The 24,387-nt window shown below is 62.4% G+C and carries 25 protein-coding genes; 11 read left to right on the forward strand and 14 right to left on the reverse strand.

All coding sequences use genetic code 11. The annotated features are described in order from the left end of the window. Positions 1-10: 10 nt before the first annotated feature. The 8 genes from rodA to M5G17_RS08955 all read left to right on the forward strand — a co-directional run bounded on the left by rodA (position 11) and on the right by M5G17_RS08955 (position 7,521). Complete coding sequence (rodA, locus tag M5G17_RS08920; RefSeq protein ID WP_273892595.1) at positions 11-1,114, forward strand: rod shape-determining protein RodA; 1,104 nt, start codon at positions 11-13, stop codon at positions 1,112-1,114. A 17-nt stretch (positions 1,115-1,131) separates the two neighbouring features. Then, positions 1,132-2,142, forward strand: coding sequence for a lytic murein transglycosylase B (gene mltB, locus M5G17_RS08925; RefSeq protein ID WP_273892560.1), 1,011 nt, complete (start codon positions 1,132-1,134; stop codon positions 2,140-2,142). Continuing rightward, complete coding sequence (locus M5G17_RS08930) at positions 2,142-3,146, forward strand: septal ring lytic transglycosylase RlpA family protein (protein WP_273892561.1); 1,005 nt, start codon at positions 2,142-2,144, stop codon at positions 3,144-3,146. The genes mltB and M5G17_RS08930 overlap by 1 nt, the downstream gene beginning before the upstream one ends. 134 nt (positions 3,147-3,280) lie before the next feature. Then, positions 3,281-4,441 (forward strand): D-alanyl-D-alanine carboxypeptidase family protein, encoded by a 1,161-nt coding sequence (locus tag M5G17_RS08935; RefSeq protein ID WP_130266431.1) that lies wholly within the window; start codon positions 3,281-3,283, stop codon positions 4,439-4,441. Positions 4,442-4,516: 75 nt separating this feature from the next. Then, positions 4,517-4,789 (forward strand): DUF493 domain-containing protein, encoded by a 273-nt coding sequence (locus M5G17_RS08940; protein ID WP_273892562.1) that lies wholly within the window; start codon positions 4,517-4,519, stop codon positions 4,787-4,789. Beyond that, entirely contained in the window at positions 4,789-5,436 is a 648-nt protein-coding gene (gene lipB / locus M5G17_RS08945) for a lipoyl(octanoyl) transferase LipB (protein ID WP_273892563.1), read from the forward strand. The genes M5G17_RS08940 and lipB overlap by 1 nt, the downstream gene beginning before the upstream one ends. 2 nt (positions 5,437-5,438) lie before the next feature. Then, positions 5,439-6,437: a lipoyl synthase gene (gene lipA, locus M5G17_RS08950; protein ID WP_130266428.1), complete on the forward strand. Its 999-nt coding sequence runs from the start codon at positions 5,439-5,441 to the stop codon at positions 6,435-6,437. A 91-nt stretch (positions 6,438-6,528) separates the two neighbouring features. Further along, positions 6,529-7,521 (forward strand): S66 peptidase family protein, encoded by a 993-nt coding sequence (locus M5G17_RS08955; RefSeq protein WP_273892564.1) that lies wholly within the window; start codon positions 6,529-6,531, stop codon positions 7,519-7,521. Between the two features lie 26 nt (positions 7,522-7,547). On the opposite strand, the gene M5G17_RS08960 is transcribed toward M5G17_RS08955, so the two are convergent. The 5 genes from M5G17_RS08960 to leuS all read right to left on the reverse strand — a co-directional run bounded on the left by M5G17_RS08960 (position 7,548) and on the right by leuS (position 13,564). Beyond that, complete coding sequence (locus M5G17_RS08960; protein ID WP_273892565.1) at positions 7,548-8,864, reverse strand: lytic murein transglycosylase; 1,317 nt, start codon at positions 8,862-8,864, stop codon at positions 7,548-7,550. A 61-nt stretch (positions 8,865-8,925) separates the two neighbouring features. Further along, positions 8,926-9,090, reverse strand: coding sequence for an alternative ribosome rescue factor ArfA (gene arfA, locus M5G17_RS08965; protein WP_273892566.1), 165 nt, complete (start codon positions 9,088-9,090; stop codon positions 8,926-8,928). Between the two features lie 121 nt (positions 9,091-9,211). Then, positions 9,212-10,249 carry a DNA polymerase III subunit delta gene (holA, locus tag M5G17_RS08970; RefSeq protein WP_273892567.1) on the reverse strand — a complete coding sequence of 346 codons (1,038 nt, stop codon included), beginning with the start codon at positions 10,247-10,249 and terminating at the stop codon, positions 9,212-9,214. Between the two features lie 36 nt (positions 10,250-10,285). Beyond that, a complete protein-coding gene (locus M5G17_RS08975; protein ID WP_273892568.1) occupies positions 10,286-10,891 on the reverse strand; it encodes an LPS-assembly lipoprotein LptE in 606 nt (201 codons plus the stop codon). Positions 10,892-10,957: 66 nt separating this feature from the next. Then, the gene (leuS, locus tag M5G17_RS08980) at positions 10,958-13,564 is read right to left on the reverse strand and encodes a leucine--tRNA ligase (RefSeq protein WP_273892569.1); all 2,607 of its coding nucleotides are present in this window, start codon (positions 13,562-13,564) and stop codon (positions 10,958-10,960) included. Positions 13,565-13,804: 240 nt separating this feature from the next. Here leuS and M5G17_RS08985 point away from each other — a divergent pair, with 240 nt between their 5' ends. Both M5G17_RS08985 and M5G17_RS08990 read left to right on the forward strand, forming a co-directional pair. Further along, complete coding sequence (locus M5G17_RS08985; protein ID WP_130266420.1) at positions 13,805-14,119, forward strand: hypothetical protein; 315 nt, start codon at positions 13,805-13,807, stop codon at positions 14,117-14,119. A gap of 124 nt (positions 14,120-14,243) precedes the next feature. Further along, positions 14,244-15,005, forward strand: coding sequence for a YdcF family protein (locus tag M5G17_RS08990; protein ID WP_273892570.1), 762 nt, complete (start codon positions 14,244-14,246; stop codon positions 15,003-15,005). On the opposite strand, the gene lnt is transcribed toward M5G17_RS08990, so the two are convergent. The 5 genes from lnt to miaB all read right to left on the reverse strand — a co-directional run bounded on the left by lnt (position 15,002) and on the right by miaB (position 20,315). Then, positions 15,002-16,519 carry an apolipoprotein N-acyltransferase gene (gene lnt / locus M5G17_RS08995; RefSeq protein ID WP_273892571.1) on the reverse strand — a complete coding sequence of 506 codons (1,518 nt, stop codon included), beginning with the start codon at positions 16,517-16,519 and terminating at the stop codon, positions 15,002-15,004. The genes M5G17_RS08990 and lnt overlap by 4 nt on opposite strands. A gap of 8 nt (positions 16,520-16,527) precedes the next feature. Continuing rightward, the gene (locus M5G17_RS09000; protein ID WP_010222913.1) at positions 16,528-17,367 is read right to left on the reverse strand and encodes an HlyC/CorC family transporter; all 840 of its coding nucleotides are present in this window, start codon (positions 17,365-17,367) and stop codon (positions 16,528-16,530) included. Positions 17,368-17,395: 28 nt separating this feature from the next. Next, positions 17,396-17,869, reverse strand: coding sequence for an rRNA maturation RNase YbeY (ybeY, locus tag M5G17_RS09005; protein ID WP_273892574.1), 474 nt, complete (start codon positions 17,867-17,869; stop codon positions 17,396-17,398). Continuing rightward, positions 17,862-18,863, reverse strand: a complete 1,002-nt coding sequence (locus M5G17_RS09010; protein ID WP_273892576.1) for a PhoH family protein — start codon at positions 18,861-18,863, stop codon at positions 17,862-17,864. Before M5G17_RS09010 ends, ybeY begins: the two co-directional genes overlap by 8 nt. A 123-nt stretch (positions 18,864-18,986) precedes the next feature. Beyond that, positions 18,987-20,315, reverse strand: coding sequence for a tRNA (N6-isopentenyl adenosine(37)-C2)-methylthiotransferase MiaB (gene miaB / locus M5G17_RS09015; protein ID WP_273892577.1), 1,329 nt, complete (start codon positions 20,313-20,315; stop codon positions 18,987-18,989). Between the two features lie 129 nt (positions 20,316-20,444). Here miaB and M5G17_RS09020 point away from each other — a divergent pair, with 129 nt between their 5' ends. Then, positions 20,445-20,771 carry a DUF1820 family protein gene (locus M5G17_RS09020; RefSeq protein WP_010222917.1) on the forward strand — a complete coding sequence of 109 codons (327 nt, stop codon included), beginning with the start codon at positions 20,445-20,447 and terminating at the stop codon, positions 20,769-20,771. 9 nt (positions 20,772-20,780) lie between these two features. Here M5G17_RS09020 and M5G17_RS09025 read toward each other — a convergent pair whose 3' ends face one another. The 4 genes from M5G17_RS09025 to M5G17_RS09040 form a co-directional block, all read right to left on the reverse strand. Beyond that, the gene (locus M5G17_RS09025) at positions 20,781-21,329 is read right to left on the reverse strand and encodes a tetratricopeptide repeat protein (RefSeq protein ID WP_273892578.1); all 549 of its coding nucleotides are present in this window, start codon (positions 21,327-21,329) and stop codon (positions 20,781-20,783) included. A 182-nt stretch (positions 21,330-21,511) separates the two neighbouring features. Continuing rightward, the gene (gene hemL, locus M5G17_RS09030; RefSeq protein WP_273892580.1) at positions 21,512-22,792 is read right to left on the reverse strand and encodes a glutamate-1-semialdehyde 2,1-aminomutase; all 1,281 of its coding nucleotides are present in this window, start codon (positions 22,790-22,792) and stop codon (positions 21,512-21,514) included. Between the two features lie 15 nt (positions 22,793-22,807). Then, positions 22,808-23,434, reverse strand: coding sequence for a thiamine phosphate synthase (gene thiE, locus M5G17_RS09035; protein WP_273892581.1), 627 nt, complete (start codon positions 23,432-23,434; stop codon positions 22,808-22,810). Between the two features lie 21 nt (positions 23,435-23,455). Continuing rightward, positions 23,456-24,253, reverse strand: a complete 798-nt coding sequence (locus tag M5G17_RS09040; protein WP_273892582.1) for a hydroxymethylpyrimidine/phosphomethylpyrimidine kinase — start codon at positions 24,251-24,253, stop codon at positions 23,456-23,458. Positions 24,254-24,387 lie beyond the last annotated feature (134 nt).

Here is a 24,387-nt window from a genome sequence, read left to right on the forward strand (position 1 = left end):
CGAGGACGTCATGCGTCGTCGCGCCAGCTTCCTGCAGCGCATCCATATCGACGGGCCATTGCTGATCCTGCTGCTGACCCTGGCCGCTGGCAGCCTGTTCGTGCTGTATTCGGCCAGCGGCAAGAACTGGGACCTGCTGCTCAAGCAGGCCAGCTCCTTCGGCATCGGTCTGGTGTCGATGTTCGTGATTGCCCAGCTGGAGCCACGCTTCATGGCGCGCTGGGTACCGTTGGCCTACGTCGTCGGGGTTATCCTGCTGGTGGTGGTCGACGTCATGGGCCACAACGCCATGGGCGCCACGCGCTGGATCAACATCCCCGGGGTGATCCGCTTCCAGCCTTCTGAGTTCATGAAGATCATCATGCCGGCGACCATCGCCTGGTACCTGGCCAAGCGCTCGCTGCCGCCACACCTCAAGCACGTGATGATCAGCCTGATTCTGATTGGCCTGCCGTTCATCCTCATCGTGCGTCAGCCGGACCTGGGCACCGCCTTGCTGATTCTTGCCTCCGGTGCCTTCGTGCTGTTTATGGGTGGCTTGCGCTGGCGCTGGATCCTCAGTGTGGTGACGGCGGCCGTACCGGTGGCGGTGGCCATGTGGTTCTTCGTCATGCACGACTACCAGAAGCAGCGGGTGCTGACCTTCCTTGACCCTGAAAGCGACCCGCTGGGCACCGGCTGGAACATCATCCAGTCGAAGGCGGCGATCGGATCGGGCGGGGTGTTCGGCAAGGGCTGGCTGCTGGGTACCCAATCGCACCTGGACTTTCTCCCGGAGAGCCACACCGACTTCATCATTGCCGTACTCGGCGAGGAGTTCGGCCTGGTCGGTATTTGCGCCTTGCTGCTGATCTACTTGCTGCTGATCGGCCGCGGCCTGGTGATTACCGCCCAGGCCCAGACGCTCTACGGAAAATTGCTGGCCGGCAGCCTGACCATGACCTTCTTTGTCTATGTCTTCGTCAACATCGGAATGGTCAGCGGCTTGTTGCCCGTGGTGGGCGTGCCGCTGCCCTTCATTAGTTATGGCGGAACTTCGTTGGTGACGCTGCTGTCAGCGTTTGGAGTTTTAATGTCGATCCATACGCATCGCAAATGGATTGCGCAGGTTTGAATAAGGTGAACAATTACATGCAAGCAATGCGTGGCTGGGTGGCTCGTTGTGCACCCTGGGTCGGCTTTCTGGGTCTGCTGGGCGGGGCGCAGAGCGCTTTGGCCGGTGACTATGACGGCTCGCCCCAAGTGGCCGAGTTCGTCGGCGAGATGACCCGCGACTACGGTTTTGCCGGTGAGCAGTTGATGGCGGTGTTTCGCGAGGTGCAGCGCAAGCAGGCGATCCTCGACGCGATCTCGCGCCCGGCTGAGCGGGTAAAACCCTGGAAAGACTATCGTCCTATGTTCCTCACCGACGCCCGGGTCGCCCGGGGCGTGGATTTCTGGCGCCAGCATGAGGCCACCTTGGCCCGCGCCGAACAGGAATATGGGGTCCCGGCCCAGGTGATCGTCTCGATCATCGGTGTCGAAACCTTCTTTGGTCGTAACACCGGCAACTACCGGGTGATCGACGCGTTGTCGACCCTGGGCTTCGATTACCCGCCGCGCGCCGAATTCTTCCGCAAGGAACTGCGCGAGTACCTGTTGCTAGCTCGTGAGGAGCAGGTCGATCCGCTGACCCTCAAGGGCTCCTATGCCGGCGCTATGGGTCTGCCGCAGTTCATGCCGAGCAGCTTTCGCGCCTACGCGGTTGACTTCGACGGTGACGGTCATATCAATATCTGGAACAACCCGGATGATGCCATCGGCAGCGTCGCCAGCTACTTCAAACGGCATGGCTGGGTGGCCGGCGAGCAGGTGGTCAGCCGCGCCACTGTGCATGGTGAGCGCGTCGATGAGGGGCTGAGCCCGGGTATCGACGCGGTCAAGACGGTCGGGGAGTTGCGGGCACTGGGTTGGTCGAGTCATGATGCGCTGCGCGATGATCTGCCGGTCACGGCGTTCCGGCTCGAAGGCGACAACGGCCCTGAATACTGGCTGGGCCTGAAAAACTTCTACGCGATCACTCGCTATAACCGCAGCGTGATGTATGCCATGGCAGTGCATCAGCTCTCGGACCTGCTGGTTCAAGCACGGGGCGCCAAGTAATGCGCGGAATGTTCTCTGCTACATCGTTGAAAATGCTCGGTTGCGCGGCTCTGGGCCTGGTACTGGTGAGCTGTTCGAGCAGCCGCCCAAGCAGCTCCTCGCAACCTTCCGGTAACGTCGTACGTGCCAAGCCTGGCCTGGATATCAACCGGGCTCACAAGGATGGTGCGCCCTGGTGGGATGTCGACGTCTCGAAAATTCCAGACGCGACACCGACGGTGCACACCGGTAATTACAAGGCCAACCCCTATACCGTACTGGGCAAGACCTATTTCCCGATCCCCGAATCGCGCAATTACCGCGCCGAGGGCACGGCGTCCTGGTATGGCACCAAGTTTCATGGCCAGAACACCGCCAACGGCGAAGTCTATGACCTCTATGGCATGAGCGCGGCGCACAAGACCCTGCCACTGCCGGCCTACGTCAAGGTCACCAACCTCGACAACCAGCGCAGCGTGATTCTACGGGTCAACGACCGTGGCCCGTTCTACTCGGACCGCATTATCGACCTGTCCTATGCGGCGGCGAAGAAGCTCGGTTATGCCGAAACCGGCACCGCGCGGGTGCGCGTCGAGGGCATCGACCCGAAACAATGGTGGGCCCAGCGTGGCCAGTCGGCACCTATGGTCCTGGATCAGCCGCAAGTGGCCCAGACCCAGGCCATGCCGGCAAACACCGGCGTGGTCGAACAATGGACGCCGCCACCGCAACAGCACGCCGCTTCGGTGGTGCCGGTGCAGGTCGCAAGCAACAACACCCTGGCCAGTAATGGTCTTTACTTGCAGGTCGGTGCCTTCGCCAACCCGGACGCCGCCGAGCTGTTGCGCTCCAAGCTCAGCAGCATGGTCAGCGCGCCGGTCTTCATCAGTTCGATCGTGCGTAACCAGCAGACCCTGCACCGGGTTCGCCTGGGGCCGATCAACAGCCAGGGTGAAGCCCAGCAGATGCAGGACAGTGTGCGTCTGGCCAACCTGGGGCAGCCGAAAGTCGTCACGGCAGACTGATCGGGGGGACTGATCGGTTTGTCATGCAGCCGGGCGTGGCCGCCATGTACAATGGCGGTTTTGCCCGTCAGGCCATGCGCCTGTAAACGTTTTGCCCATGAGGGCATGAGCCCATTAGCCATTTCGAGAGACGGATGAACATTACCAGCTTTGCCAAACGCCTTTGCCTGCTTGTACCGCTGATGATTGCCCCTGCCGCCTTCGCGGCAGAGCAGATGATGCCGTCGCCGCCGCAACTGGCTGCCAAGTCCTACGTGCTCATGGAAGCCTCCAGCGGCAACATCCTGGTCGAGAACAATGGTGACCAGCGTCTGCCTCCGGCGAGCCTGACCAAGCTGATGACCGCCTACATCGCGACCCTGGATATCCGTCGCGGGCAGATCGGCGAGAACGATCCGGTGACCGTCAGTGAAAACGCCTGGCGTACCGGCGGTTCGCGGATGTTCATCAAGGTCGGCACCCAGGTCAGCGTCAGCGACCTGCTGCACGGCATCATCATCCAGTCGGGTAACGACGCCAGCGTCGCCCTGGCCGAGCACATCGCCGGCAGCGAAGACGCCTTCGCCGATATGATGAACAAGACCGCCACCGATCTGGGCATGAGCAACAGCCACTTCATGAACCCGACCGGCCTGCCGAACCCCGAGCACTACTCGTCGGCCCACGACATGGCAGTGCTGGCACGCGCGATCATCCACGAAGACCCGGCTCACTATGCGATCTACTCGCAGAAGGAGTTCTTCTGGAACAACATCAAGCAGCCTAACCGCAACCTGCTGCTGTGGCGCGACAAGACCGTCGACGGCCTGAAAACCGGCCACACCGACGAAGCCGGCTACTGCATGGTGTCTTCGGCGGTACGTGACGGCATGCGCCTGATCGCCGTGGTCTTTGGTACCAACAGCGAGCAATCGCGTGCGGCCGAAACCCAGAAGCTGCTGACCTATGGCTTCCGCTTCTTCGAAACCCAGACCTTCTACCAGAAGGGTACCGAGCTTGCCCAGGCGCCAGTCTGGAAGGGTGCCACCAACCAGGTCAAAGCCGGGCTGGCCCAAGACCTGAGCATGACTTTGCCTAAAGGCCAATTGAAAAACCTGGCCGCAAGCATGACCATGAACCCGCAGCTGATCGCCCCGATCAACAAAGGTGACGTGATCGGTAAAGTGGAAGTCAAACTGGATGACAAGGTTGTCCACAGTGCCGACCTGATCGCGCTGGATGGCGTTGAGGAAGGCGGTTTCTTCCGTCGTGTGTGGGATAGCATTCGGCTATTCTTCTACGGGTTGTTCAACTGATATCGTGACCTGCCACGCCCCCGCCACTCATGCGGGGGCGTTGTTGTTGCCACGGCTTACGAGGCCGTTACTGCCATGACCGAAGCTGACAAATCGCACAAAATCGAATTCCCTTGCGCCGATTACCCGATCAAGGTCATCGGCGACACCGTGGTCAATTTCAAGGACACGGTGATCGAGATCCTCAAGAAGTACGCCGAGGTCGATCTCAAGACCCTGGCCGAACGTCAGAGCAAGGAAGGCAAGTACACCACGGTGCAACTGCACATCATCGCCACCGGTGAAGACCAGCTGCACGATATCAACAGCGCCCTGCGCGCGACCGGCATCGTGAAAATGGTGCTTTGATGCCCGCGTGCCTCGGCTTTCGCGACCTCGGCCTGCTGCCTTACGAGCCGGTACTGGAGGCCATGCGTCGGTTCACCGACCAGCGTGGCCCGGGTACGGCCGATGAGGTCTGGCTGGTTGAACACCCGGCGGTGTTCACCCAGGGCCAGGCGGGCAAGGCCGAGCATCTGCTGGTGCCGGGGGATATCCCGGTGGTGCAGACCGATCGCGGCGGCCAGGTGACCTACCACGGTCCGGGCCAGTTGGTGGCCTACCTGCTGCTCGATGTGCGGCGCCTGGGTTTTGGCGTACGTGAGCTGGTCAGCCGCATCGAGCGCTGCCTGGTTGAGCTGCTGGCCAGTTACAACGTCGAGGCGGCGGCCAAGGCCGATGCGCCGGGCGTCTATGTCGACGGGGCGAAGATCGCCTCGCTCGGCCTGCGGATTCGCAATGGCTGTTCGTTCCACGGCCTTGCCCTGAACGTGGACATGGACCTTGGGCCATTCCGCCGGATTAACCCCTGCGGGTATGCGGGGCTGGCCATGACCCAGCTGCGCGATCAGGCAGGCTCGATCGAACTCTCTGAGGTAAGGGCAAGGCTGCGCGGGCAGCTGGTCAAGCACCTCGACTATGCTGAGCAGACGACCCTTACGGGCGGAATCTTCTGAATATGACTACTGTTGTGCAAGAACCAGTGCAAAGCGTGACGCCAGCGCCTCGGCCCAAGGTCGAGGCGGGTGTCAAACTGCGTGGCGCGGAAAAAGTCGCGCGTATCCCGGTAAAGATCATTCCTACCGACGAGCTGCCGAAGAAGCCTGACTGGATTCGCGTGCGTATCCCGGTTTCGCCGGAAGTCGACCGCATCAAGCAACTGCTGCGCAAGCACAAGCTGCACAGCGTCTGCGAAGAGGCTTCCTGTCCGAACCTGGGCGAGTGCTTCTCGGGCGGTACCGCGACCTTCATGATCATGGGTGACATCTGCACCCGTCGTTGCCCGTTCTGCGACGTCGGCCACGGCCGGCCGAAGGCGCTGGACGCTGACGAACCGATGAACCTGGCCGTGGCGATTGCCGACCTGCGTCTGAAGTACGTGGTGATCACCTCGGTAGACCGCGACGACCTGCGTGACGGCGGTGCCCAGCACTTTGCCGACTGCCTGCGGGAAATCCGCAAGCTGTCGCCGGGTGTTCAGTTGGAAACCCTGGTGCCCGACTACCGTGGTCGGATGGACGTGGCGCTGGCGATTACTGCGCAAGAGCCGCCGGATGTGTTCAACCATAACCTGGAAACCGTGCCGCGTCTGTACAAGGCCGCGCGTCCGGGTTCGGACTACCAGTGGTCGCTGACCTTGCTGCAGAAGTTCAAGGAGCTGGTCCCGCACGTACCGACCAAGTCCGGTCTGATGCTGGGCCTGGGTGAAACCGACGAAGAAGTGATCGAAGTGATGCATCGCATGCGCGAGCACAACATCGACATGCTGACCCTCGGCCAGTACCTGCAGCCATCGCGCAGCCACTTGCCGGTACAGCGCTTCGTCCATCCGGACACCTTCGCCTGGTTCGCCGAAGAAGGCTACAAGATGGGCTTCAAGAACGTCGCCTCCGGCCCGCTGGTGCGTTCTTCGTATCATGCCGACCAGCAGGCGCACGAGGCCAAGATCAAGCTCTGATCGACGTCTGGTTGCCTCCGATGCCGATGTCCGCTGCCCAGCGACATCGGCATTTTTGTTTGCAGACCTGTCCACACAAGGAGTTGTCTGGATGAACCTACCCTTCGTAGCCCATGCCGGTGTACTGACGCATGCCCAGCCGCTGCCGAAGCCTCTGCCCGCAGGCGGGCTGATTGCAATCATCGCTCCGGCAGGGCCGGCCGAGGTCGACACGCTCAAGGTCAATCAATGGTTCGAGGCGCGCGGTTATCGGTGCCGAATCTACCCGGGCGTGACTGCGGCCGACGGCTACCTCGCCGGCAGTGACCGCCGGCGCCTGCAAGACCTGCACGACGCTTTTGCCGCCAGCGATGTCGATGCAATCATCTGCCTGCGTGGTGGCTATGGCAGCATGCGCTTGCTCGAGGGGATCGATTTCGAGCTGTTGCGCCGTCACCCCAAGCCCCTGGTCGGTTACAGCGACATCACCGCGCTGCACACGGCTATCGCCCGCCATGCAGGGTTCGTGTCCTTCCATGGCGCCATGCTCAAGTCCGAATTGCTGGGTAACAAACAGGAGCCGACCCTGTCCTCGCTGTTTGAGCAGATCTGCGGTCGATTAGGTGCTGGCGATGTGCTGGAGCATCCCCAGGCATGGCCATTGAGCACTGTCCTGCCTGGCGCCGCCAGCGGGCCCTTGCAGGGCGGCAACCTGTCGCTGCTGTGCGCGACCCTCGGTACGCCCGCAGAAATAGACTGCATGGGGGGGATCCTGTTTATCGAAGACGTCAACGAGCCGCTGTATCGGGTCGACCGGCTGCTGACCCAGCTGCGTCTGGCGGGCAAGCTCGAGGGTATTGCGGGTGTGCTGGTCGGGGATTTTGCCGGGATCACGCTGGAGGCGCTGGCGCCTTTGCTAAGGCAGTTCTTCGAGCCGCTGCAGGTGCCGGTGCTAGCGGGATGGCGCAGTGGTCACTGCGATCCGAACCTGACCTTGCCGCTGGGGGCAAGGGTGCATCTGGATGCCGATAACAAGTGCTTGCGGCTGGAGCAGGATTTGTTTGAGCGCAATCGCGGGTCAATCCCGCTCCTACAAGGGCTGTAGGAGCGGGATTGACCCGCGACTGGGCATCAACGCTGACGCAAGCTATCGAGCAGCTTGTGCGTCGGATAGCCATCCGCCGGCCAGCCCAGTGCCTGCTGGGCATTGCGGATGGCCTTGCGGGTGTTGGCGCCGATGATGCCGTCGGCGGCGCCTGCGTCGTAGTTGCGGGCACTGAGCAGGGTCTGCAGCTCGACACGCTCGCTGCGGCTCAGTGGCAGGTCATCCTTGGGCCATGACCCGGCAATATAGCCCGAACCCTCGAAACGCTGGCCCAGCAGGCCAACGGCCATGGCATAGGACGACGAGTTGTTGTACTTGAGGATCGCGCGGAAGTTGTCGAGCACCAGGAATGCCGGGCCGCGATAGCCGGCAGGCAGTAGCAGGGCGGCAGACAGCTGCTCACTGCCGGCTGGCGCACGTGCGCCGGTCGGCAGCTTCAGGCCCAGTTGCATCCATTCGGCTACCGTCTTGCGCTGGCTGCCATCGGCCAGCCAGTAGTCAAAGCCAGGCGCCAGTTGCACCTCGAAGCCCCAGGGCTCACCGCGTTTCCAGCCGGAGCTTTGCAGGTAATGAGCGGTGGACGCCAGGGCGTCAGCCGAGCTGTTCCAGATATCCCGGCGGCCGTCGCCATCGAAGTCCACCGCATGGGTGTTGTAGGTGGTGGGGATGAATTGGGTCTGGCCCATGGCCCCGGCCCACGAGCCTTTCATCGCATCTGGCTGGATATCACCGTTCTGCAGAATCTGCAGGGCCGCGATCAGTTGCGCTTGGGCAAATACCGGGCGGCGGCCTTCATAGGCCAGGGTGGCGAGGGAGCGGATTACCGATTTGTTGCCCTGGAACTGGCCAAAGTTGCTTTCCATGCCCCACACCGAGACCAGCACATTGCGGTCGACGCCATAGCGTTGTTCGATCTGGCTGAGCAGGACCGCGTGTTTTTCCAGCAGGCCCTTGCCATTGCGCACGCGCAGTGGCGACAGGGCGCCGTCGAGGTACTCCCACACCGGCCGGGCGAACTCCGGCTGGCTGCGGTCGGCCTTGATCACATCCATGTCGGGGGTGACACCGAGGAAGGCGCGGTCAAAGGTGGTGGGGTTGATGCCAGCTTGCAGGGCTTGCTGACGGAAGCCCGCTTGCCATTGGGCAAAGGTTTGCAGCGGCTGGATTTCGCTGCTGGTGTCGACGGCGGGGGTGGGCAGGGTGACTACCGGAGCAGGCTGGGCAGGTGCCAGCGGCAGCGCGTCGGCGGCGGTGGGTTTTTCCGCGCAGGCGACCAGCAGGATGAGGCTGGAGGCGGCAATCAGCTGGCGAGGGTTCCAGCGACGGGTAAGACAAAGGGGCATGCACAGGTCCAGGTATTTCAGGTCAGGTGCCGACCATACCATGCCTGTCGAATTCTTGCCTTTATGCGGCCAAAAAGTAAGAAGCCTCCCAATCTCTCGATTGGAAGGCTTCGCGGCGGTAGCTGCCTTTGCCTTTGCCGGCGGGTTCCTGACGACTACGGAACAGAGGCTGGGCAATGATTGACTTGGCCTTGTTGGGCCCGGGTTTTTCGGGTTTTTTGCTCATGACAGGAGATCCTGCGGGTTGGGTGCGCGCGCAATATAGGCGTTGAGCCCATCGCTGGCAAGCCAGCTCCCACAGTGAAGTTGTGGGAGCTGGCTTGCCAGCGATGGGCCGCAAAGCGGCTTCACTCAGCCGGTAACGCCAGGCGCTGCCCGGCCATCAACAAGGACAACCGTGCCAGGCTGGTCCAGGCTGAGCCCTGGGCCTGGCCCTTGATCTGTGCGTCGATTCGTTGGGCGTCCTGCAGCAACTGGCTCCAGCGCTGCGCCGAGTGGCGCTGCAGGGCCTTGCTCATCAGCGGTTTGCGCTTGTCCCAGACAGGTGGGCGGGCTTGACTGAAGGCCTTGTCCAGCGGCACGCCCTGGCTGAACTGCTGGGCAAGCCCAGCCAGCAGGCGCAGTTCCCGGGCGAGCGCCCAGAGAATCACCGGTGGCTCCACGCCTTCGCCACGCAACCCTTCGAGCATGCGCAAGGCGTGCGCGGCTTCGCCATTGAGGATTGCATCGACCAGCCCGAACACATCGAAACGGGCACTGTCGGCGACCGCGCTCTGGACTGTTTCGACGGTAATCTGGTTGCCTTCAGCCAGCAGCTTGAGCTTTTCGATCTCTTGCGCAGCCGCCAGCAAGTTGCCCTCTACCCGTGCCGCGATCAGGTCGACGGCGTCACGCTGGGCGCTCAATCCGGCCTGGGACAGGCGCTGGCTGATCCATTGCGGCAACTGGTGGCTGTCCACCGGCCAGATCTGCACGAACTGGGTGTGCTGGCCTTCGACCAGTGCCTTGCCCCACTTGGTCTTCTGCGCGCTGCCATCGAGCTTGGGCAGGCTGATCAGCAGCACGGTGTCTTCGGCAGGGTTAGCGCAGTATTCGATCAGTGCCGCTGCGCCCTTGTCGCCGGGCTTGCCGGAGGGCAGGCGCAGTTCCAGCAGGCGGCGTTGGGCAAACAGCGACAGGCTGGCCCCGGCCTGGAGCAGGGTGCCCCAATCGAAGTTGGCGTCGGCGCTGAATACCTGGCGCTCATCGAAGCCTTGCTGGCGTGCCGTTGCACGTACGGCGTCGGCGGCTTCCTGGCACAACAGCGGGTCATCGCCACTGATCACGTAGACGGGGGCGAGGTTGCCTTGCAGGTGTTTGTTGAGCTGGGCGGGAGTGAGTTTCATGATGGCAGACGGGGCACCGAAGTGCCCCGTTCATTCTCAGTTGACCGGCAGTTGCAGCGGCGACTGCTGAGGCGTCTCGTCCTGGGCGCGGCGTGCCGCTTCCAGGGCGTCGGCTTCAGCCTTGGCGCGTTCATCGGCCTTTTGCTGCAGGCTGTCGAGCTGGCTCGGAGTCAGCAGTTGCAGGCGCACCAGCATGTTCTGCACCAGGTCGCGACGCATTTCCTTGCGGGTCTGGGTGGCTTCCTGGTCGGAACCAGTGATGTTGTTGCCGTCGTGCACATAGATCTTGCGCACTTCCAGCTTGTCGTTGAGCAGGTTGGTGTCGTTGTGGCCTTCTATGCTGTAGCTCAGCACGGTTGTCAGCTCGTACTCGGCCGAACGGCCGGAGCCTGCATAGGTCGCGGCACGCTGGGTTTCTGCTTCGTTGGTCAGTACCAGTTTGTAAGGCGCGCCAGCGTGAACGTTGACGCCACTGCTCTGCAGCGCCTGGCGCAGTTGAACCACGGTATCGCCGTAGGCATTGCGCGCGCTCAGGTCCAGTTCCTTGATCGCAAGTTCGCTGTTGCCAGTACCGCGCAGCTGGAAACCGCAGGCGCTGAGCATGACGGCCAGGCCCATTACCAGCAGATTGCGTTTGATCATGTTGTAGCTCCCTTGTGGGCCTATTCTGTGCGCCGGCCCGCACGAATGGCGGGCCGGCGTTTCCTGTCAGTTGGCGACGATGTTGACCAGCTTGCCCGGTACCACGATGACCTTGCGGATGCTCAGGCCTTCGGTGAAACGCAGCACGTTTTCGTTGCTGCGTGCGGCGGCTTCGACTTCCTCGCGGCTGGCCGCGGCTGGCATTTCTATCTGGCCACGCAGCTTGCCGTTGACCTGGATGACCAGGACGATGCTGTCCTGGACCAGGGCGCTTTCGTCCAGTACCGGCCAAGGTGCGTCGATCACGGCATCCTGGTGGCCCAGTTGCAGCCACAGCTCATGGCTGATGTGCGGGGTGATCGGTGCCAGCAGCAGGGTCACCGTCTCCAGGCCTTCGTGCAGCAGGGCGCGGTCCTGTTCGCTGGCTTGCGGGGCTTTTTCCAGTACGTTCATCACGGTCATCACCTGGGCAATGGCGGTGTTGAACTTGTGGTGCTGGCCGACATCGGTGCTGGCCTGCTTGATGGCGGCGTGGATGGCGCGGCGGATCACTTTCTGTGCGTCATCGAGGCTGGCGACATCCAGCTTGCCCGGCAGGCCTTGGGTCGCGTGGGCTTGAGCAAGGCGCCAGACACGGCGCAGAAAGCGGTTGGCACCTTCGACACCGGAGTCGGACCATTCCAGGCTCATGTCCGGCGGCGAGGCGAACATCATGAACAGGCGGCAGGTGTCGGCGCCGTAGGCATCGATCATGGACTGTGGGTCAACGCCGTTGTTTTTGGACTTGGACATCTTCTCGGTGCCGCCGATTTCCACCGGCAGGCCGTCAGTCTTCAGCGTGGCGCCAATGATCTTGGCTTTGGCGTCGCGTTCGATTTCGACATCGGCCGGGTTGAACCAGTCCCTGCCGCCATTGCTGGCAACCCGGTAGTAGGTTTCTGCGACGACCATGCCCTGGGTCAGCAGGTTCTTGAACGGCTCGTTGGAGGTGACCAGGCCTTCATCGCGCATCAGCTTGTGGAAGAAGCGCGCGTACAGCAGGTGCAGGATCGCGTGTTCGATACCGCCGATGTACTGATCGACCGGCAGCCAGTGATTCGCCGCCTTCGGGTCGACCATGCCGCCTTCGTAGTTGGGCGAGGCGTAGCGGGCGAAGTACCAGGACGATTCGACGAAGGTGTCCATGGTGTCGGTTTCACGCTTGGCCGCAGTACCGCATTTCGGGCAGTTGCACTCATAGAACTCGGGCATGCGCGCCAGGGGCGAGCCTGCGCCATCGGGTACCACGTTTTCTGGCAGGATGACCGGCAGTTGCTCTTCCGGTACCGGCACATCGCCACAGGATGGGCAATGAATGATCGGGATCGGGCAGCCCCAGTAACGCTGACGGCTGATACCCCAGTCGCGCAGGCGGAACTGGGTGCGGGATTTGCCCAGGTCTTTCTTGATCAGTGCCACTTCAATGGCGTCAAAGGCACCCTGGAAGTCGAGGCCGTCGAACTCGCCGGAATTGATCAGCTGGCCGTGCTCGCCATAGGCAGCCAGCCATTCGCTGCCGACTTCATCGCCAGCACTGGTGCGTACCACTGCCTTGAGCGGCAGGTTGTACTTGTGGGCGAACTCGAAGTCGCGCTCATCGTGTGCCGGAACAGCCATTACCGCGCCATCGCCGTAGTGCATCAGTACGTAGTTGGCGACCCACACCGGCAGTTTCTCGCCGGTCAGCGGGTGTTCGACGAACAGCGAGGTGGCCAGGCCTTTTTTCTCCTGGGTGGCGATGTCGGCTTCGGCGACGCTGCCGCTCTTGCATTCGTCGATGAAGGCTTGCAGCTCAGGGTTGCCTTGGGCAGCCTGGGTCGCCAGCGGGTGCTCGGCGGCAACGGCGACGTAGGTGGCGCCCATCAGGGTGTCCGGGCGGGTGGTGAAGACTTTCAGTGCCCCGGCGTGGCCGATGCTGGCCTGGTCGAAGGGGAACTGTACTTCCATGCCACGGGACTTGCCGATCCAGTTGCGCTGCATGGTCTTGACCTGTTCAGGCCAGCCCGGCAGCTCGTCGAGGCTTTCCAGCAGCTCGTCGGCATAATCGGTGATCTTGAAGTAGTACATCGGGATTTCGCGCTTCTCGATCAGCGCGCCCGAACGCCAGCCACGGCCGTCAATGACCTGCTCGTTGGCCAGTACGGTCTGGTCGGCCGGGTCCCAGTTCACGGTACCGTTCTTGCGGTAGATCACGCCCTTTTCGAACAGGCGGGTGAACAGCCACTGTTCCCAGCGGTAGTAGTCCGGCTTGCAGGTGGTGACTTCACGCGACCAGTCGAATGCCAAGCCCAGGCTCTTGAGCTGGGTCTTCATGTATTCGATGTTTTCGTAGGTCCACTTGGCCGGGGCGACGTTGTTCTTCATCGCGGCGTTTTCCGCCGGCATGCCGAAGGCGTCCCAACCCATTGGCTGCAGGACGTTCTTGCCGAGCATACGCTGGTAGCGGGCGATCACGTCACCGATGGTGTAGTTGCGCACGTGGCCCATATGTAGCTTGCCGCTTGGGTACGGGAACATCGATAGGCAGTAGTACGTGTCCTTGCCTGGCTGTTCACTGACTTCAAAAGACTTTCGCTCATCCCAGTAAGATTGGGCGGCGGCTTCGATTTCGCGGGGCTGATAGAGTTCGTGCATGGCTACTTTGCGCTGAGAAATGGGAGACCTTATCCAGGCAGCGATGAATCCGCTGCATCGGCAATCCGGTGTCAAGTATGGTGAACGGCCTAGCATACATGACCCCTGTCCACCGAGGGAAACCCTGATTGCACCGCCTGCGGCGCGGCGGGCCGTTGGTCGCGGCGCCCCGCTGCTTTTACGAGTAACGCTAAGCTCATGTGTGGGGGGAGATATATTTATCTTCAATGAGGTGAACGGATGGGAGAGTCGCAGCTACAAGCAACGAAACCGGAGCTTTACGAACGGCTGATTGATCGTCTGGGCCTGGCCTTGGATGTCGCCAGAACCTCCGTTCGATTACGCGATGAAGTGCCTGCTGAATTGGAGTTGCGTGGCTTGAGCCGCGCTGAATTCGAAGTGATCAAGGCCTATCTGGAGTCGCTTCCAGAGGGCGGGCATGGACGCGTCGGCGCACAGTCACAACCGGAGTCGCCCCCTGCGGCCAGAGTCGTCTGGCTCAAGGACAAGCGTTCCGCTACCCCAGCAAAGTCCAGGACGCTGCAATTCAAGTAGCCGTTCGGGTTTTCCGGCGCAAGGTGGAGTGCGCCACATGAGTAAAAAACATCTCTGATCGGCACCTGACTATTGTTGCCAGGTGCCGATCCTCTTAGGCTGCGCACCTCCAAGGAGGTGTCCCGTGCCGATCCGTTTTCTCATCAAACAAATGATCATGCCGCCTGGCGTGCTGTTTCTCTTGCTGATCGCGGCCTGGTGGCTGCGCAAAGCCTGGCCGCGGCTGTCGGCGCTGTGTTTTGTCCTGGGCCTGGGTGGGCTGTGGCTGATGAGCTTGCCAATTGTGGTGGAGCAGGCGGCCCGGCAACTGGAAACTGAGCCCGCACTGGCCACCAGTCAATGGGCGGCGCTTGGCCAGCAGGCAGATGCCATCATCATTCTCGGTGCCGGCCGTGAACGTGGTGATCCAGCCTGGGACTCGCAGGACCAACCCACCGGCGTTGCCATGGAGCGTATGCGCTACGCGGCGCAGTTGGCCAAGGCATCCGGTTTGCCAGTGCTGACCAGCGGTGGCCTGCATTACGGCACGCCGCCCAGCGAAGCGCGGCTGATGGCCGACTCCCTGCAACGTGACCTGGGGGTGAGCGTGCGGTGGAAAGAGGAGCGTAGCCGTACCACCTGGGAAAACGCCCAGATGAGCGCCGAACTGCTGTTGCCTCAGGGGATCAGGCGTGTGGTGGTGGTCACCCAAGCGTGGCATATGCAGCGTTCACGCTGGAGTTTCGAGCAGGCGGGCTTTGAGGTGGTGCCGGCGCCAGTGGGCTTTCTTGGCCGCGACCATGCCCGGCCATTCGGGGGCTGGCTACCGGAAGGCAAGTCGCTGTGGCAGAGCGGCCAACTGCTCAATGAGGCAGTCGGCCTGCTCGGCTACAAGCTGTTCTACTAGACGGTTTTGGCGATCCGGCTGGCCAGCAGGGCCCAGCCCAGCAGCAGTGCACAGAGAATTGCCAGTGGCCAGGAGCGCCATTGCAGGTACGGGGTCAGTTGCTGCATTGGAACCACTTCGCCGTACAGAATGCCGCGCTCGAACTGCGGAATCTGCGCGGTGATGCGTCCGAACGGGTCGATCAGACCGGTGACGCCGTTGTTGGTGGCCCGGATCATCCAGCGTCCGGCCTCCAGTGCACGCATCTGGGCCATCTGCAGGTGCTGCAGGGGGCCGATCGAGGTGCCGAACCAGGTGTCATTGCTGATGGTCAGCAGCAGATCGCTGCGCGCCGCCAGGCTTGCGGCAAACTCCGGATAGACCACTTCGTAGCAAATGTACGGCGCAATCTGATAGCCCTTGGCCTGCAGCAGTGGCTGGTCAGCCGGTCCGCGGGCAAAGTCCGACATAGGCAGGTCGAAGAAGGCGATCAGGCCGCGGAGCATATCCTGCAGTGGTACGTATTCGCCGAACGGCACCAGTTTTTGCTTGAGGTAGGTGCCGTCGCCTTCACCGGTTACGGTGATGCCGTTGTAATAACGGCGTTGCTGGTGCACCACTTCACGTACTGGCACGCCGGTAATCAGCGCAGTATTACGCTCGGCGGCGAAACTGCCCATCATGTCCAGGTAGCCTTCGGCCTGATCCTTGAGGATCGGCACGGCGGTTTCCGGCCAGACCAGCAGGTCGACCGGCTTTGAGCTGAAGCTCATGTCGCGGTACAGGGCCAACTGGGCGTTGACGTGTTCGGGGTTCCATTTCAGCTCTTGCTCGACGTTGCCTTGCAGGGCAGCTACGGTCAAGGGTTTGCCGGCAGGGCTGGTCCAGGCGTGGTGCTTTAGCGCCAGGCCGATCGCCCAGGGCGCCAGCAGCAGGACCACGGCCATCGCGAGGAACGACTTGCGCGCGCGAAGGCGCGGCAGGTTGCACAGCAGCGCCGCGCACAGGGCCAGGCAGAACGAGATCAGCCACATGCCACCCAGTGGTGCAAGACCCGAGAGCGGCCCGTCGAGCTGGCTGTAACCGGAGTACAACCACGGGAAACCGGTCAGGAACCAGCCGCGGAACGCTTCCTGGCCCACCCACAGGGCGGCGAAGCACAGAGCATCGGCCAGAGGCGCCTCGTTGCGGCGCAGCCAGCGCGCCCAAAGCCAGGCGGGCAGGGCGAAGAACCAGGCAATGGCGGCAAAGAACGCCAGCAACAGCCCGGTGGCCAGCAGCGGTGTGGCACCGCCATAGGTGTTGATGCTGACGTAGATCCAGCTGGTGCCGGCAGCGTACAGGCCGAAGCCGAAGCACCAGCCGCGCCCCAGGGCCTGGCGCGGGCTGAGCTCGCGCAGGCCGAGGTAGAACAGGCCGACCGCGAGCAAGGCCAACGGCCAGATATCGAACGGCGCCAGGGCCAGAGTGGTGATTGCACCGGCCGCCACGGCCAGCAGGTTACCGGGCCAGCCGGGGCGGGTGATCCAGCGCATGGTTGTCCTTAACGGGTGATAGGGGTCAGACGCAGCAGGTGAATCCGGCGGCTGTCGGCGTTGAGGATGCGGAACCGGTACGGGCCGATTTCGGTGGTCTCGTTGCGCTTGGGCAGGTGGCCGAAGGCACTCATCACCAGGCCGCCGACGGTGTCGAACTCGTCGTCGGAGAACTGGCTGTCGAAGAACTCGTTGAAGTTCTCGATCGGCGTCAGCGCCTTGATCAGGAAGTCGCCACTGGGCAGAGGCTTGATGTAGCTGTCTTCCTCGACGTCATGCTCGTCCTCGATGTCGCCGACGATCTGCTCGAGCACATCCTCGATGGTCACCAGGCCCGCCACGCCGCCGTATTCGTCAATGACGATGGCCATGTGGTTGTGGTTGGCGCGGAATTCGCGCAGCAGCACGTTCAGGCGCTTGGACTCGGGCACGAAGGTGGCCGGGCGCAGCAGGTCCTTGATGTTGAAACTGTCGCCGTTCTCCTTGAGGATCAGCGGCAGCAGGTCCTTAGCCAGCAGCACCCCCAGCACGTCGTCATGGCTTTCGCCGACCACCGGGTAGCGCGAGTGCGCGGCGTCGATCACCGCCGGCAGGAACTCACGCGGCGACTGGGTCGCCTTGATGCTCATCATTTGCGAGCGCGGCACCATGATGTCGCGCACCTGCAGGTCGGCGACCTGGATGGCGCCCTCGACAATGGTCAGCGCCTCGCTGTCGAGCAGCTTGTTCTGATGGGCTTCGCGCAGCAGCTCAAGCAGCTCCTGACGGTTTTTCGGCTCGTGGGCAAAAGCCTGGGTCAGTTTGCCCAGCCAGGACTTCTGCCCGTTGCTCGATCGATCTTCGCTCATGGCGGTTACTCGTGTTCCTTTGCAGATATCAATGTTGAATGTCGTCGTGTTCGTCGTCGGCGTACGGGTCCGGATGACCCAGTTCAGCTAGCAACGTTCGTTCCAGTGCTTCCATTTCTTCGGCCTCATCGTCGTCGATGTGGTCGTAGCCCAGCAGGTGCAGGCAACCGTGGATGACCAGGTGCGCCCAGTGGGCCTCAAGGGCCTTGCCCTGTTCGGCGGCCTCGCGCTCGACCACGGCGATGCAGATCACCAGATCGCCGAGCAGCGGAATGTCGAGCAGCTCGTCAGGCACGTCAGCGGGAAATGACAGTACGTTGGTGGCGTAGTCTTTGCCCCGCCAGGTGTGATTCAGTTCGCGGCCTTCGGCTTCATCGACCAGACGAATGGTCAATTCCGAGTCGGCCGTGCGCTGGCGCAGGGCCAGCTCGCACCATTGGCGGAATTGCGCTTCGGTCGGGTGCTTTGCATCGCTTGCCAGTTGCAGATCGAGCTCAAGCATCGCGATGTTTGCCTTCTGTCGGACTCTGCTGCTGGCTCTCGAAGCGCTCGTAGGCCTCGACAATCCGCTGCACCAACGGGTGGCGAACCACGTCCTTGGGCTGGAAGTGGGTAAAGCTGATGCCGGGTACGCCCTTGAGCACCTCGATGACATGAGCCAGGCCCGACTTGGTGCCGCGTGGCAGGTCGACCTGGGTGATGTCACCGGTGATCACGGCGGTGGAGCCGAAACCGATACGGGTGAGGAACATTTTCATCTGCTCGACCGTGGTGTTCTGGCTTTCGTCGAGGATGATAAAGCTGTTGTTCAGGGTGCGGCCGCGCATGTAGGCCAGCGGGGCGATCTCGATCACCTGGCGCTCGATCAGCTTGGCCACGTGCTCGAAGCCGAGCATCTCGTACAGCGCGTCGTACAGCGGGCGCAGGTATGGGTCGATCTTCTGCGCCAGGTCGCCAGGCAGGAAGCCGAGCTTTTCGCCCGCCTCAACCGCCGGGCGCACCAGCAGGATGCGCCGCACCTGTTCACGCTCAAGGGCGTCGACGGCGCAGGCCACCGCCAGGTAGGTCTTGCCGGTGCCGGCCGGGCCGATGCCGAAGTTGATGTCGTTGCCGAGGATTTCCTTCACGTAGCGCTGCTGGTTCAACCCGCGCGGGCGAATCATGCCCTTGCGCGTGCGCAGGGAAACACTGACTTCGTTGAAGGCAGGGTTGTCCAGCTCTTCGACGGCTGACTCTTGCAGGTACAGGTGCACCGTTTCCGGCGACAGCTCGGTGGCCTTGGCTTCGCGATAGAGGCGGCGCAGCAGTTGCTCGGCGGAGGAGGTGTGCTTGGGCTCGCCGATCAGTTCGAACTGATTGCCGCGGTTGCGGATTTCGATGGCCAGGCGTTGTTCGATCAGGCGCAAATGCTCGTCGAACTGCCCGCACAGGTTGGCGAAGCGATGGGCCTCGAAAGGCTCGAGGATGAAGCGATGTGGTTCGATAGGTGCGTTCAAGGTCGTTTTTCAGCCGCCCAACGGCAAAGGATATGGTCTCAAGGATAACCCTAGCCGCTGCAGGGCGAAAGCGCTGAAACGATCAAGGGGCACCGGGCCTTTGACAAGGCCCGGTTGGACAGCTCAATGGGCCAGCGAGCCGAACAGCGAGTGCGGGCGCGCATCGTCGATATGGATATCGACGAACTGGCCGATCAGCTTGGGATTGTCGCAGCGAAAGTTGACGATACGGTTATTCTCGGTGCGCCCCTGCAACTGCCCTGGGTCGCGGCGCGAGTAGTCGGTGACGAGGATGCGCTGCACCGTACCGACCATTTGTCGGCTGATCTCAAAGCCCTGGGTATCAAGGCGATGTTGCAGGGCCTTGAGGCGCTCCTTCTTGACCTCTTCCGGGGTGTCGTCCGGCAGGTCGGAAGCCGGTGTGCCCGGGCGCTGGCTGTAGACAAAGGAATAGGAGAAATCGAAGCCGACATCGGCGACCAGTTTCATGGTCTGCTCGAAGTCTTTCTCGGTTTCACCCGGGAAACCGATGATGAAATCCGAACTGATGCAGATCCCCGGCACTGCGGCCTTGAGCTTGCGCAGCTTGGACTTGTACTCGAGGACCGTGTGGTTGCGTTTCATCGCCGCCAGTACTCGGTCCGAGCCCGATTGCACCGGTAGGTGCAGGTGCTTGACCAGCTCCGGCACCTCGGCGTGGGCCTGGATCAGGCTGTCGGAAAACTCCAGTGGGTGCGAAGTGGTGTAGCGGATGCGCTCGATACCTTCGACGGCGGCGACCACACGGATCAGTTCGGCCAGGTCCGCCAGGCGACCATCGTGGGTCTGGCCCCGGTAGCCATTGACGTTCTGCCCCAGCAAGGTGACTTCACGCACACCGTTTTCGGCCAGGTGGATGACCTCGGCCAGCACATCGTCGAACGGTCGGCTGACTTCTTCGCCACGGGTGTAGGGCACCACGCAGAAGGTGCAGTACTTGCTGCAGCCTTCCATCACCGAGACATAGGCGGTGGGGCCATCGATGCGCGGCTCGGGCAGATGGTCGAATTTTTCGATCTCCGGGAACGACACATCGACCTGGGGCAGGCGCGTGGTGCGGGCGGCGTCGATCATTTCCGGCAGGCGGTGCAAGGTCTGCGGGCCGAAGACCACGTCGACGTAAGGTGCGCGCTTGCGGATCGATTCGCCTTCCTGGCTGGCCACGCAGCCACCGACGGCGATGACCATCTCCGGCTTCATGTCCTTGAGTTCGCGCCAGCGCCCCAGTTGGGAATAGACCCGGTCCTGGGCGCGCTCGCGGATCGAGCAGGTGTTGAGCAGGATGACGTCGGCGTCTTCGGCGCGGGCCGTGACCTCGAGGGCTTGATGTTCACCCAGCAGATCGACCATGCGCGAGCTGTCGTACTCGTTCATCTGGCAACCGTGGGTTTCGATATAAAGCTTCTTGGCCATGGGCGTTCATCTGGTGATTCGAAGAACCGCACATTATAAGGGCCTGTGGCTGTGGATCCTAGCGTTGTCGGCCCGGGGCCTATGTTATAGTTTGCGCCTTCTTTACCACCCTTGATTGCCCCGCCCAAAATGACCAAACGCGAAGCTCCGATCTACAAAGTGATCTTTCTCAACCAGGGCCAGGTGTACGAGATGTACGCCAAACAGATCTACCAAAGTGATCTGTGGGGCTTCCTTGAGGTTGAGGAGTTTGTCTTTGGCGAGCGTACCCAGGTGGTAGTCGACCCGAGTGAAGAAAAGCTCAAGGCCCAGTTCGAAGGCGTGGTGCGCAGTTTTGTGCCGATGCATTCGATCGTGCGTATCGACGAGGTCGAGCGTCTGGGCACGCCAAAAATCAGCGAGGCGCGCGGTACCGGCAATGTAATGCCGTTCCCGATGCCAATGCCGGAAAAGTAAGGCGCAGGTTCAGGGCAGGGGTGAGAAGGGCGTGCGACCTTCGGCGGTCTGCAGCTCCAGCAGGTACTTGCGAAAGATCTGCCCCAGCACTTGGGTGGCGACTTCCAGCTCATCGCGCGGCATCTTGGCGGACACTTCGTCGGCCATGTCCAGGGCATCTTCGGCGCCGTTGACCGCCGCCATCTTCAGCACGATGTAGGCCTGCACGTTGTTGGCCGCCACACCTTCACCCTTGTAGAACATGGTGCCCAGACGGTATTGGGCCTCGGCGTGGCCTTGCAGCGAGGCTTGCTCGAAGTAGCTCAGGGCCTGATTGAGGTCGCGTGGGGCCTGGGTGCCCTGGTAGTAGAACTCGCCCAACTCGTACTGGGCCTGCGCATCCCCGGATTTTGCCGCATCCTGGCAGGCCGCAAGGGCTTGCTGCAGGTCTTCGGGCTGGGAATCGAGGGTGCAGCGGCCCGTTGCCGGAATCAGCAACGAGTTACCGCCTGCCGTGGCCAGCAGGGGCTGAAGAAGCAACAGGCAGCCCAGGGCGAGGGCGCGGCCGGTGCGGTTCATGGGGATCGACTTACCTCTGCAAAGCTGCGGCCAAAGTGTCTGGTGGCACATTATGGGATAAGCAGCGCCTACCTTACAAAGTCTTTACTCGATTTTCTGCTTTGCAAGGCCTCATCGCGGGGCAAGCCCGCTCCCACACTGATCATTGTAGGAGCGGGCTTGCCCGCGATGGCTGCCAAACATCAGAGCTTGGCAAACGCCTTCTCAGCCGCATCCAAAGTGATCTTCAGTTCGGCTTCACCGTGGGCAATCGAGGTAAAGCCCGCTTCAAAGGCGCTTGGCGCCAGGTACACGCCACCTTCGAGCATCAGGTGGAAGAAGCGCTTGAAACGCTCGGCATCGCTGGCCATGACATCATCGAAGGTGACGATATCGTCGGCGCCGCTGAAATACAGGCCGAACATGCCGCCCGCCTGGGTGGTGACGAACGGGATGCCAGCGGCATCGGCGCGCTGTTGCAGGCCATCGAGCAGGCGGCTGGTGAACGCGGTCAACTCGTCATGGAAGCCCGGGCGGCTGATCAGCTTGAGGGTGGTCAGGCCGGCGGCCATGGCCAGCGGGTTGCCCGACAGGGTGCCGGCCTGGTAGACCGGGCCCAGCGGCGCGATCTGTTCCATGATCTTGCGCTTGCCGCCAAAACAACCCACGGGCATGCCGCCACCGACGATTTTGCCGAAGGTCGACAGGTCCGGGGTCACCCCGTAGTGAGCCTGGGCGCCGCCCAGGGCAACACGAAAGCCGGTCATCACTTCGTCGAAGATCAGCACCACGCCATGCTGGTCGCACAGCGTGCGCAGGCCTTCGAGGAAGCCTGGCGCCGGTGGTACGCAGTTCATGTTGCCGGCCACCGGTTCAACGATGATGCACGCCACTTCCTCGCCGACGTCAGCGAGCATCTTCTGCACCGCGTCGATGTCGTTGAACGGCAGGGTCAGGGTGTGTTTGGCAAAGGCTGCCGGTACGCCAGCGGAGCTTGGCACGCCCTGGGTCAGTAGGCCGGAACCGGCTTTCACCAGCAGGCTGTCGGAATGGCCGTGGTAGCAGCCTTCGAACTTGATGATGCTGTCACGGCCGGTGTAGCCACGGGCCAGGCGAATGGCGCTCATGGTCGCTTCGGTGCCGGAGCTGACCATGCGCACCATCTCCATCGACGGCACGATCGAGCAGACCAAGTCGGCCATTTCGGTTTCCATGGCGGTTGGCGCGCCATAGGACAGGCCGTGTTCCAGTTGCTTGCGCACCGAGTCGAGCACGTCCGGGTGGCTGTGGCCGAGGATCATCGGGCCCCAGGAGCCGACGTAGTCGACATAGCGCTTGTCATCTTCATCGGTGACGTAGGCGCCTTCGGCATGCTTGAAGAACAGCGGCGTGCCGCCAACGCTCTTGAACGCCCGCACCGGCGAGTTGACGCCCCCGGGGATGTGTTTCTGGGCGTTGGCAAACAGGGTTTCGGAACGAGACATGATGGGCTCTCTCAATCAGGCAGATGCGAACAGGGCGTTGAAGGCGCGGGCACGGCGGGTGACTTCCTGCGTGCTGTCGGCGCCGAACAGGCCGTGAATCACCGCCAGCAGGTCGGCGCCATGGGCGACCAGCGGGGCGGCGTTGTCGAGGGTGATGCCGCCGATCACGCAGATCGGCAACTTGATACGGGTGCGCGCTTGTTCCAGCAGGGCGCCATCGGCGGCAGGTGCCCCGGGTTTGGTCACCGAGTTGAAGAAGCGGCCGAAGGCCACGTAGCTGGCGCCTTCACGGGCTGCCTGTTCGGCCAGCTCGAGCTGGGCGTGGCAGGTGGAGCCGATGATCGCGTCGCGCCCGAGCAGGGTGCGTGCCGGGGTCAACGGCCCGTCGGTCTGGCCCAGGTGCACGCCCACGCCCAGGCGCGCGGCCAGTTCGGCGTCATCGTTGATGATCAGTTGGGTTTTGTAGCGTGCGCACAGTTCAGCCAGGGTTTCTGCTTCGCGCAGGCGCCGCGACTTGTCCTGGCTCTTGTCACGGTACTGCAACAAGGCTACGCCGCCTTTCAGGGCCGCTTCGACGTAGGGCAGAAACTTGCCGGCCAGCAACTGGCTGTCCGTGATGGCATACAGGCCGCGTAACGTCATGGTGTAGACCTCAGGCGAAGATCAGGAACAGAAATCCAGGGGCAAGCGGCGTGGCACATACTGGCCTTTGCCCAGTTGCTCGGCATCGCGCAGGGTCCGCCAGGTGTAGTCCAGGGCCGAGCGCACAGCGCTTTGCAGCTGTTCGCCAAGGGCCAGGCGGCCGGCCAGGGTGCTGGCCAGGGTGCAGCCGGAGCCGTGGTAGCTGCCGGGCAGGCGCTGACAGGTCCAGGTGTGACGCTGGCCGTCACGGCTGTACAGGCGGTTGTGGGTTTCGTGTTCGTCACCGTGACCGCCGGTGATCAGCAGGTGTCTGACAAAAGGCAGGAGCTTTTCTGCGCATTCATCGGCGCTGCCTTCGGGCAGTTCGGCCAGGATGCGGGCTTCGGGAAGGTTGGGCGTGGCGATGGTTGCCAGTGGCAGCAGGCGCTCGCGCATGGCGTAGCCGACCTCATCCTTGCCCAGGCGGCCACCGCCACCCGCGCGCAGGACCGGGTCGCAGACCAGCGGCAGGTGCGGATGAGCACTGAGCAGTTCGACCACGGTATCAACCATTTCGGTCGAGCCGAGCATGCCCAGCTTGACCGCCGCTACCGGCGAGTCGGCAAGCACGGCATTGGCCTGGGCCAGTACCCACTCGCGGTCGAGGACACGGAAGTCGCTGACATTGACAGTATCCTGGACAGTCAGGGCGGTCACGGCCGGAGCGGCATGACAGCCTTGAGCGATCAGGGCTTCGATATCTGCCTGCAGGCCGGCGCCGCCACTGGGGTCGTGGCCGGAGAGACAGAGGACAACGGGGCGGGAGCTGTAGGTATTCATGGTGCGCGAGCTTATCACCAAACGCTTTTGCTGGGTCCGCCCTGGCACCGGGGAATTTTCAACGGGCGTTTGAACTGTCGCTTCACAATCGCTGAAAGTGCCGTTCTAGAGCCTTTGGCGTTAAGTTTTCAGTG

Origin of the sequence: Pseudomonas rubra (genome assembly GCF_028656935.1) — a bacterium.
GTDB classification, from domain to species: Bacteria; Pseudomonadota; Gammaproteobacteria; order Pseudomonadales; family Pseudomonadaceae; genus Aquipseudomonas; species Aquipseudomonas rubra.

What these genes read in the sequence shown, in the direction of transcription:
- rodA (WP_273892595.1), top strand. Translation starts at nt 11, where the DNA reads ATGCGTCGTCGCGCCAGCTTCCTGCAGCGCATCCATATCGACGGGCCA.
- mltB (WP_273892560.1), top strand. Translation starts at nt 1,132, where the DNA reads ATGCAAGCAATGCGTGGCTGGGTGGCTCGTTGTGCACCCTGGGTCGGC.
- M5G17_RS08930 (WP_273892561.1), top strand. Translation starts at nt 2,142, where the DNA reads ATGCGCGGAATGTTCTCTGCTACATCGTTGAAAATGCTCGGTTGCGCG.
- M5G17_RS08935 (WP_130266431.1), top strand. Translation starts at nt 3,281, where the DNA reads ATGAACATTACCAGCTTTGCCAAACGCCTTTGCCTGCTTGTACCGCTG.
- M5G17_RS08940 (WP_273892562.1), top strand. Translation starts at nt 4,517, where the DNA reads ATGACCGAAGCTGACAAATCGCACAAAATCGAATTCCCTTGCGCCGAT.
- lipB (WP_273892563.1), top strand. Translation starts at nt 4,789, where the DNA reads ATGCCCGCGTGCCTCGGCTTTCGCGACCTCGGCCTGCTGCCTTACGAG.
- lipA (WP_130266428.1), top strand. Translation starts at nt 5,439, where the DNA reads ATGACTACTGTTGTGCAAGAACCAGTGCAAAGCGTGACGCCAGCGCCT.
- M5G17_RS08955 (WP_273892564.1), top strand. Translation starts at nt 6,529, where the DNA reads ATGAACCTACCCTTCGTAGCCCATGCCGGTGTACTGACGCATGCCCAG.
- M5G17_RS08960 (WP_273892565.1), bottom strand. Translation starts at nt 8,864, where the DNA reads ATGCCCCTTTGTCTTACCCGTCGCTGGAACCCTCGCCAGCTGATTGCC.
- arfA (WP_273892566.1), bottom strand. Translation starts at nt 9,090, where the DNA reads ATGAGCAAAAAACCCGAAAAACCCGGGCCCAACAAGGCCAAGTCAATC.
- holA (WP_273892567.1), bottom strand. Translation starts at nt 10,249, where the DNA reads ATGAAACTCACTCCCGCCCAGCTCAACAAACACCTGCAAGGCAACCTC.
- M5G17_RS08975 (WP_273892568.1), bottom strand. Translation starts at nt 10,891, where the DNA reads ATGATCAAACGCAATCTGCTGGTAATGGGCCTGGCCGTCATGCTCAGC.
- leuS (WP_273892569.1), bottom strand. Translation starts at nt 13,564, where the DNA reads ATGCACGAACTCTATCAGCCCCGCGAAATCGAAGCCGCCGCCCAATCT.
- M5G17_RS08985 (WP_130266420.1), top strand. Translation starts at nt 13,805, where the DNA reads ATGGGAGAGTCGCAGCTACAAGCAACGAAACCGGAGCTTTACGAACGG.
- lnt (WP_273892571.1), bottom strand. Translation starts at nt 16,519, where the DNA reads ATGCGCTGGATCACCCGCCCCGGCTGGCCCGGTAACCTGCTGGCCGTG.
- M5G17_RS09000 (WP_010222913.1), bottom strand. Translation starts at nt 17,367, where the DNA reads ATGAGCGAAGATCGATCGAGCAACGGGCAGAAGTCCTGGCTGGGCAAA.
- ybeY (WP_273892574.1), bottom strand. Translation starts at nt 17,869, where the DNA reads ATGCTTGAGCTCGATCTGCAACTGGCAAGCGATGCAAAGCACCCGACC.
- miaB (WP_273892577.1), bottom strand. Translation starts at nt 20,315, where the DNA reads ATGGCCAAGAAGCTTTATATCGAAACCCACGGTTGCCAGATGAACGAG.
- M5G17_RS09020 (WP_010222917.1), top strand. Translation starts at nt 20,445, where the DNA reads ATGACCAAACGCGAAGCTCCGATCTACAAAGTGATCTTTCTCAACCAG.
- M5G17_RS09025 (WP_273892578.1), bottom strand. Translation starts at nt 21,329, where the DNA reads ATGAACCGCACCGGCCGCGCCCTCGCCCTGGGCTGCCTGTTGCTTCTT.
- hemL (WP_273892580.1), bottom strand. Translation starts at nt 22,792, where the DNA reads ATGTCTCGTTCCGAAACCCTGTTTGCCAACGCCCAGAAACACATCCCC.
- thiE (WP_273892581.1), bottom strand. Translation starts at nt 23,434, where the DNA reads ATGACGTTACGCGGCCTGTATGCCATCACGGACAGCCAGTTGCTGGCC.
- M5G17_RS09040 (WP_273892582.1), bottom strand. Translation starts at nt 24,253, where the DNA reads ATGAATACCTACAGCTCCCGCCCCGTTGTCCTCTGTCTCTCCGGCCAC.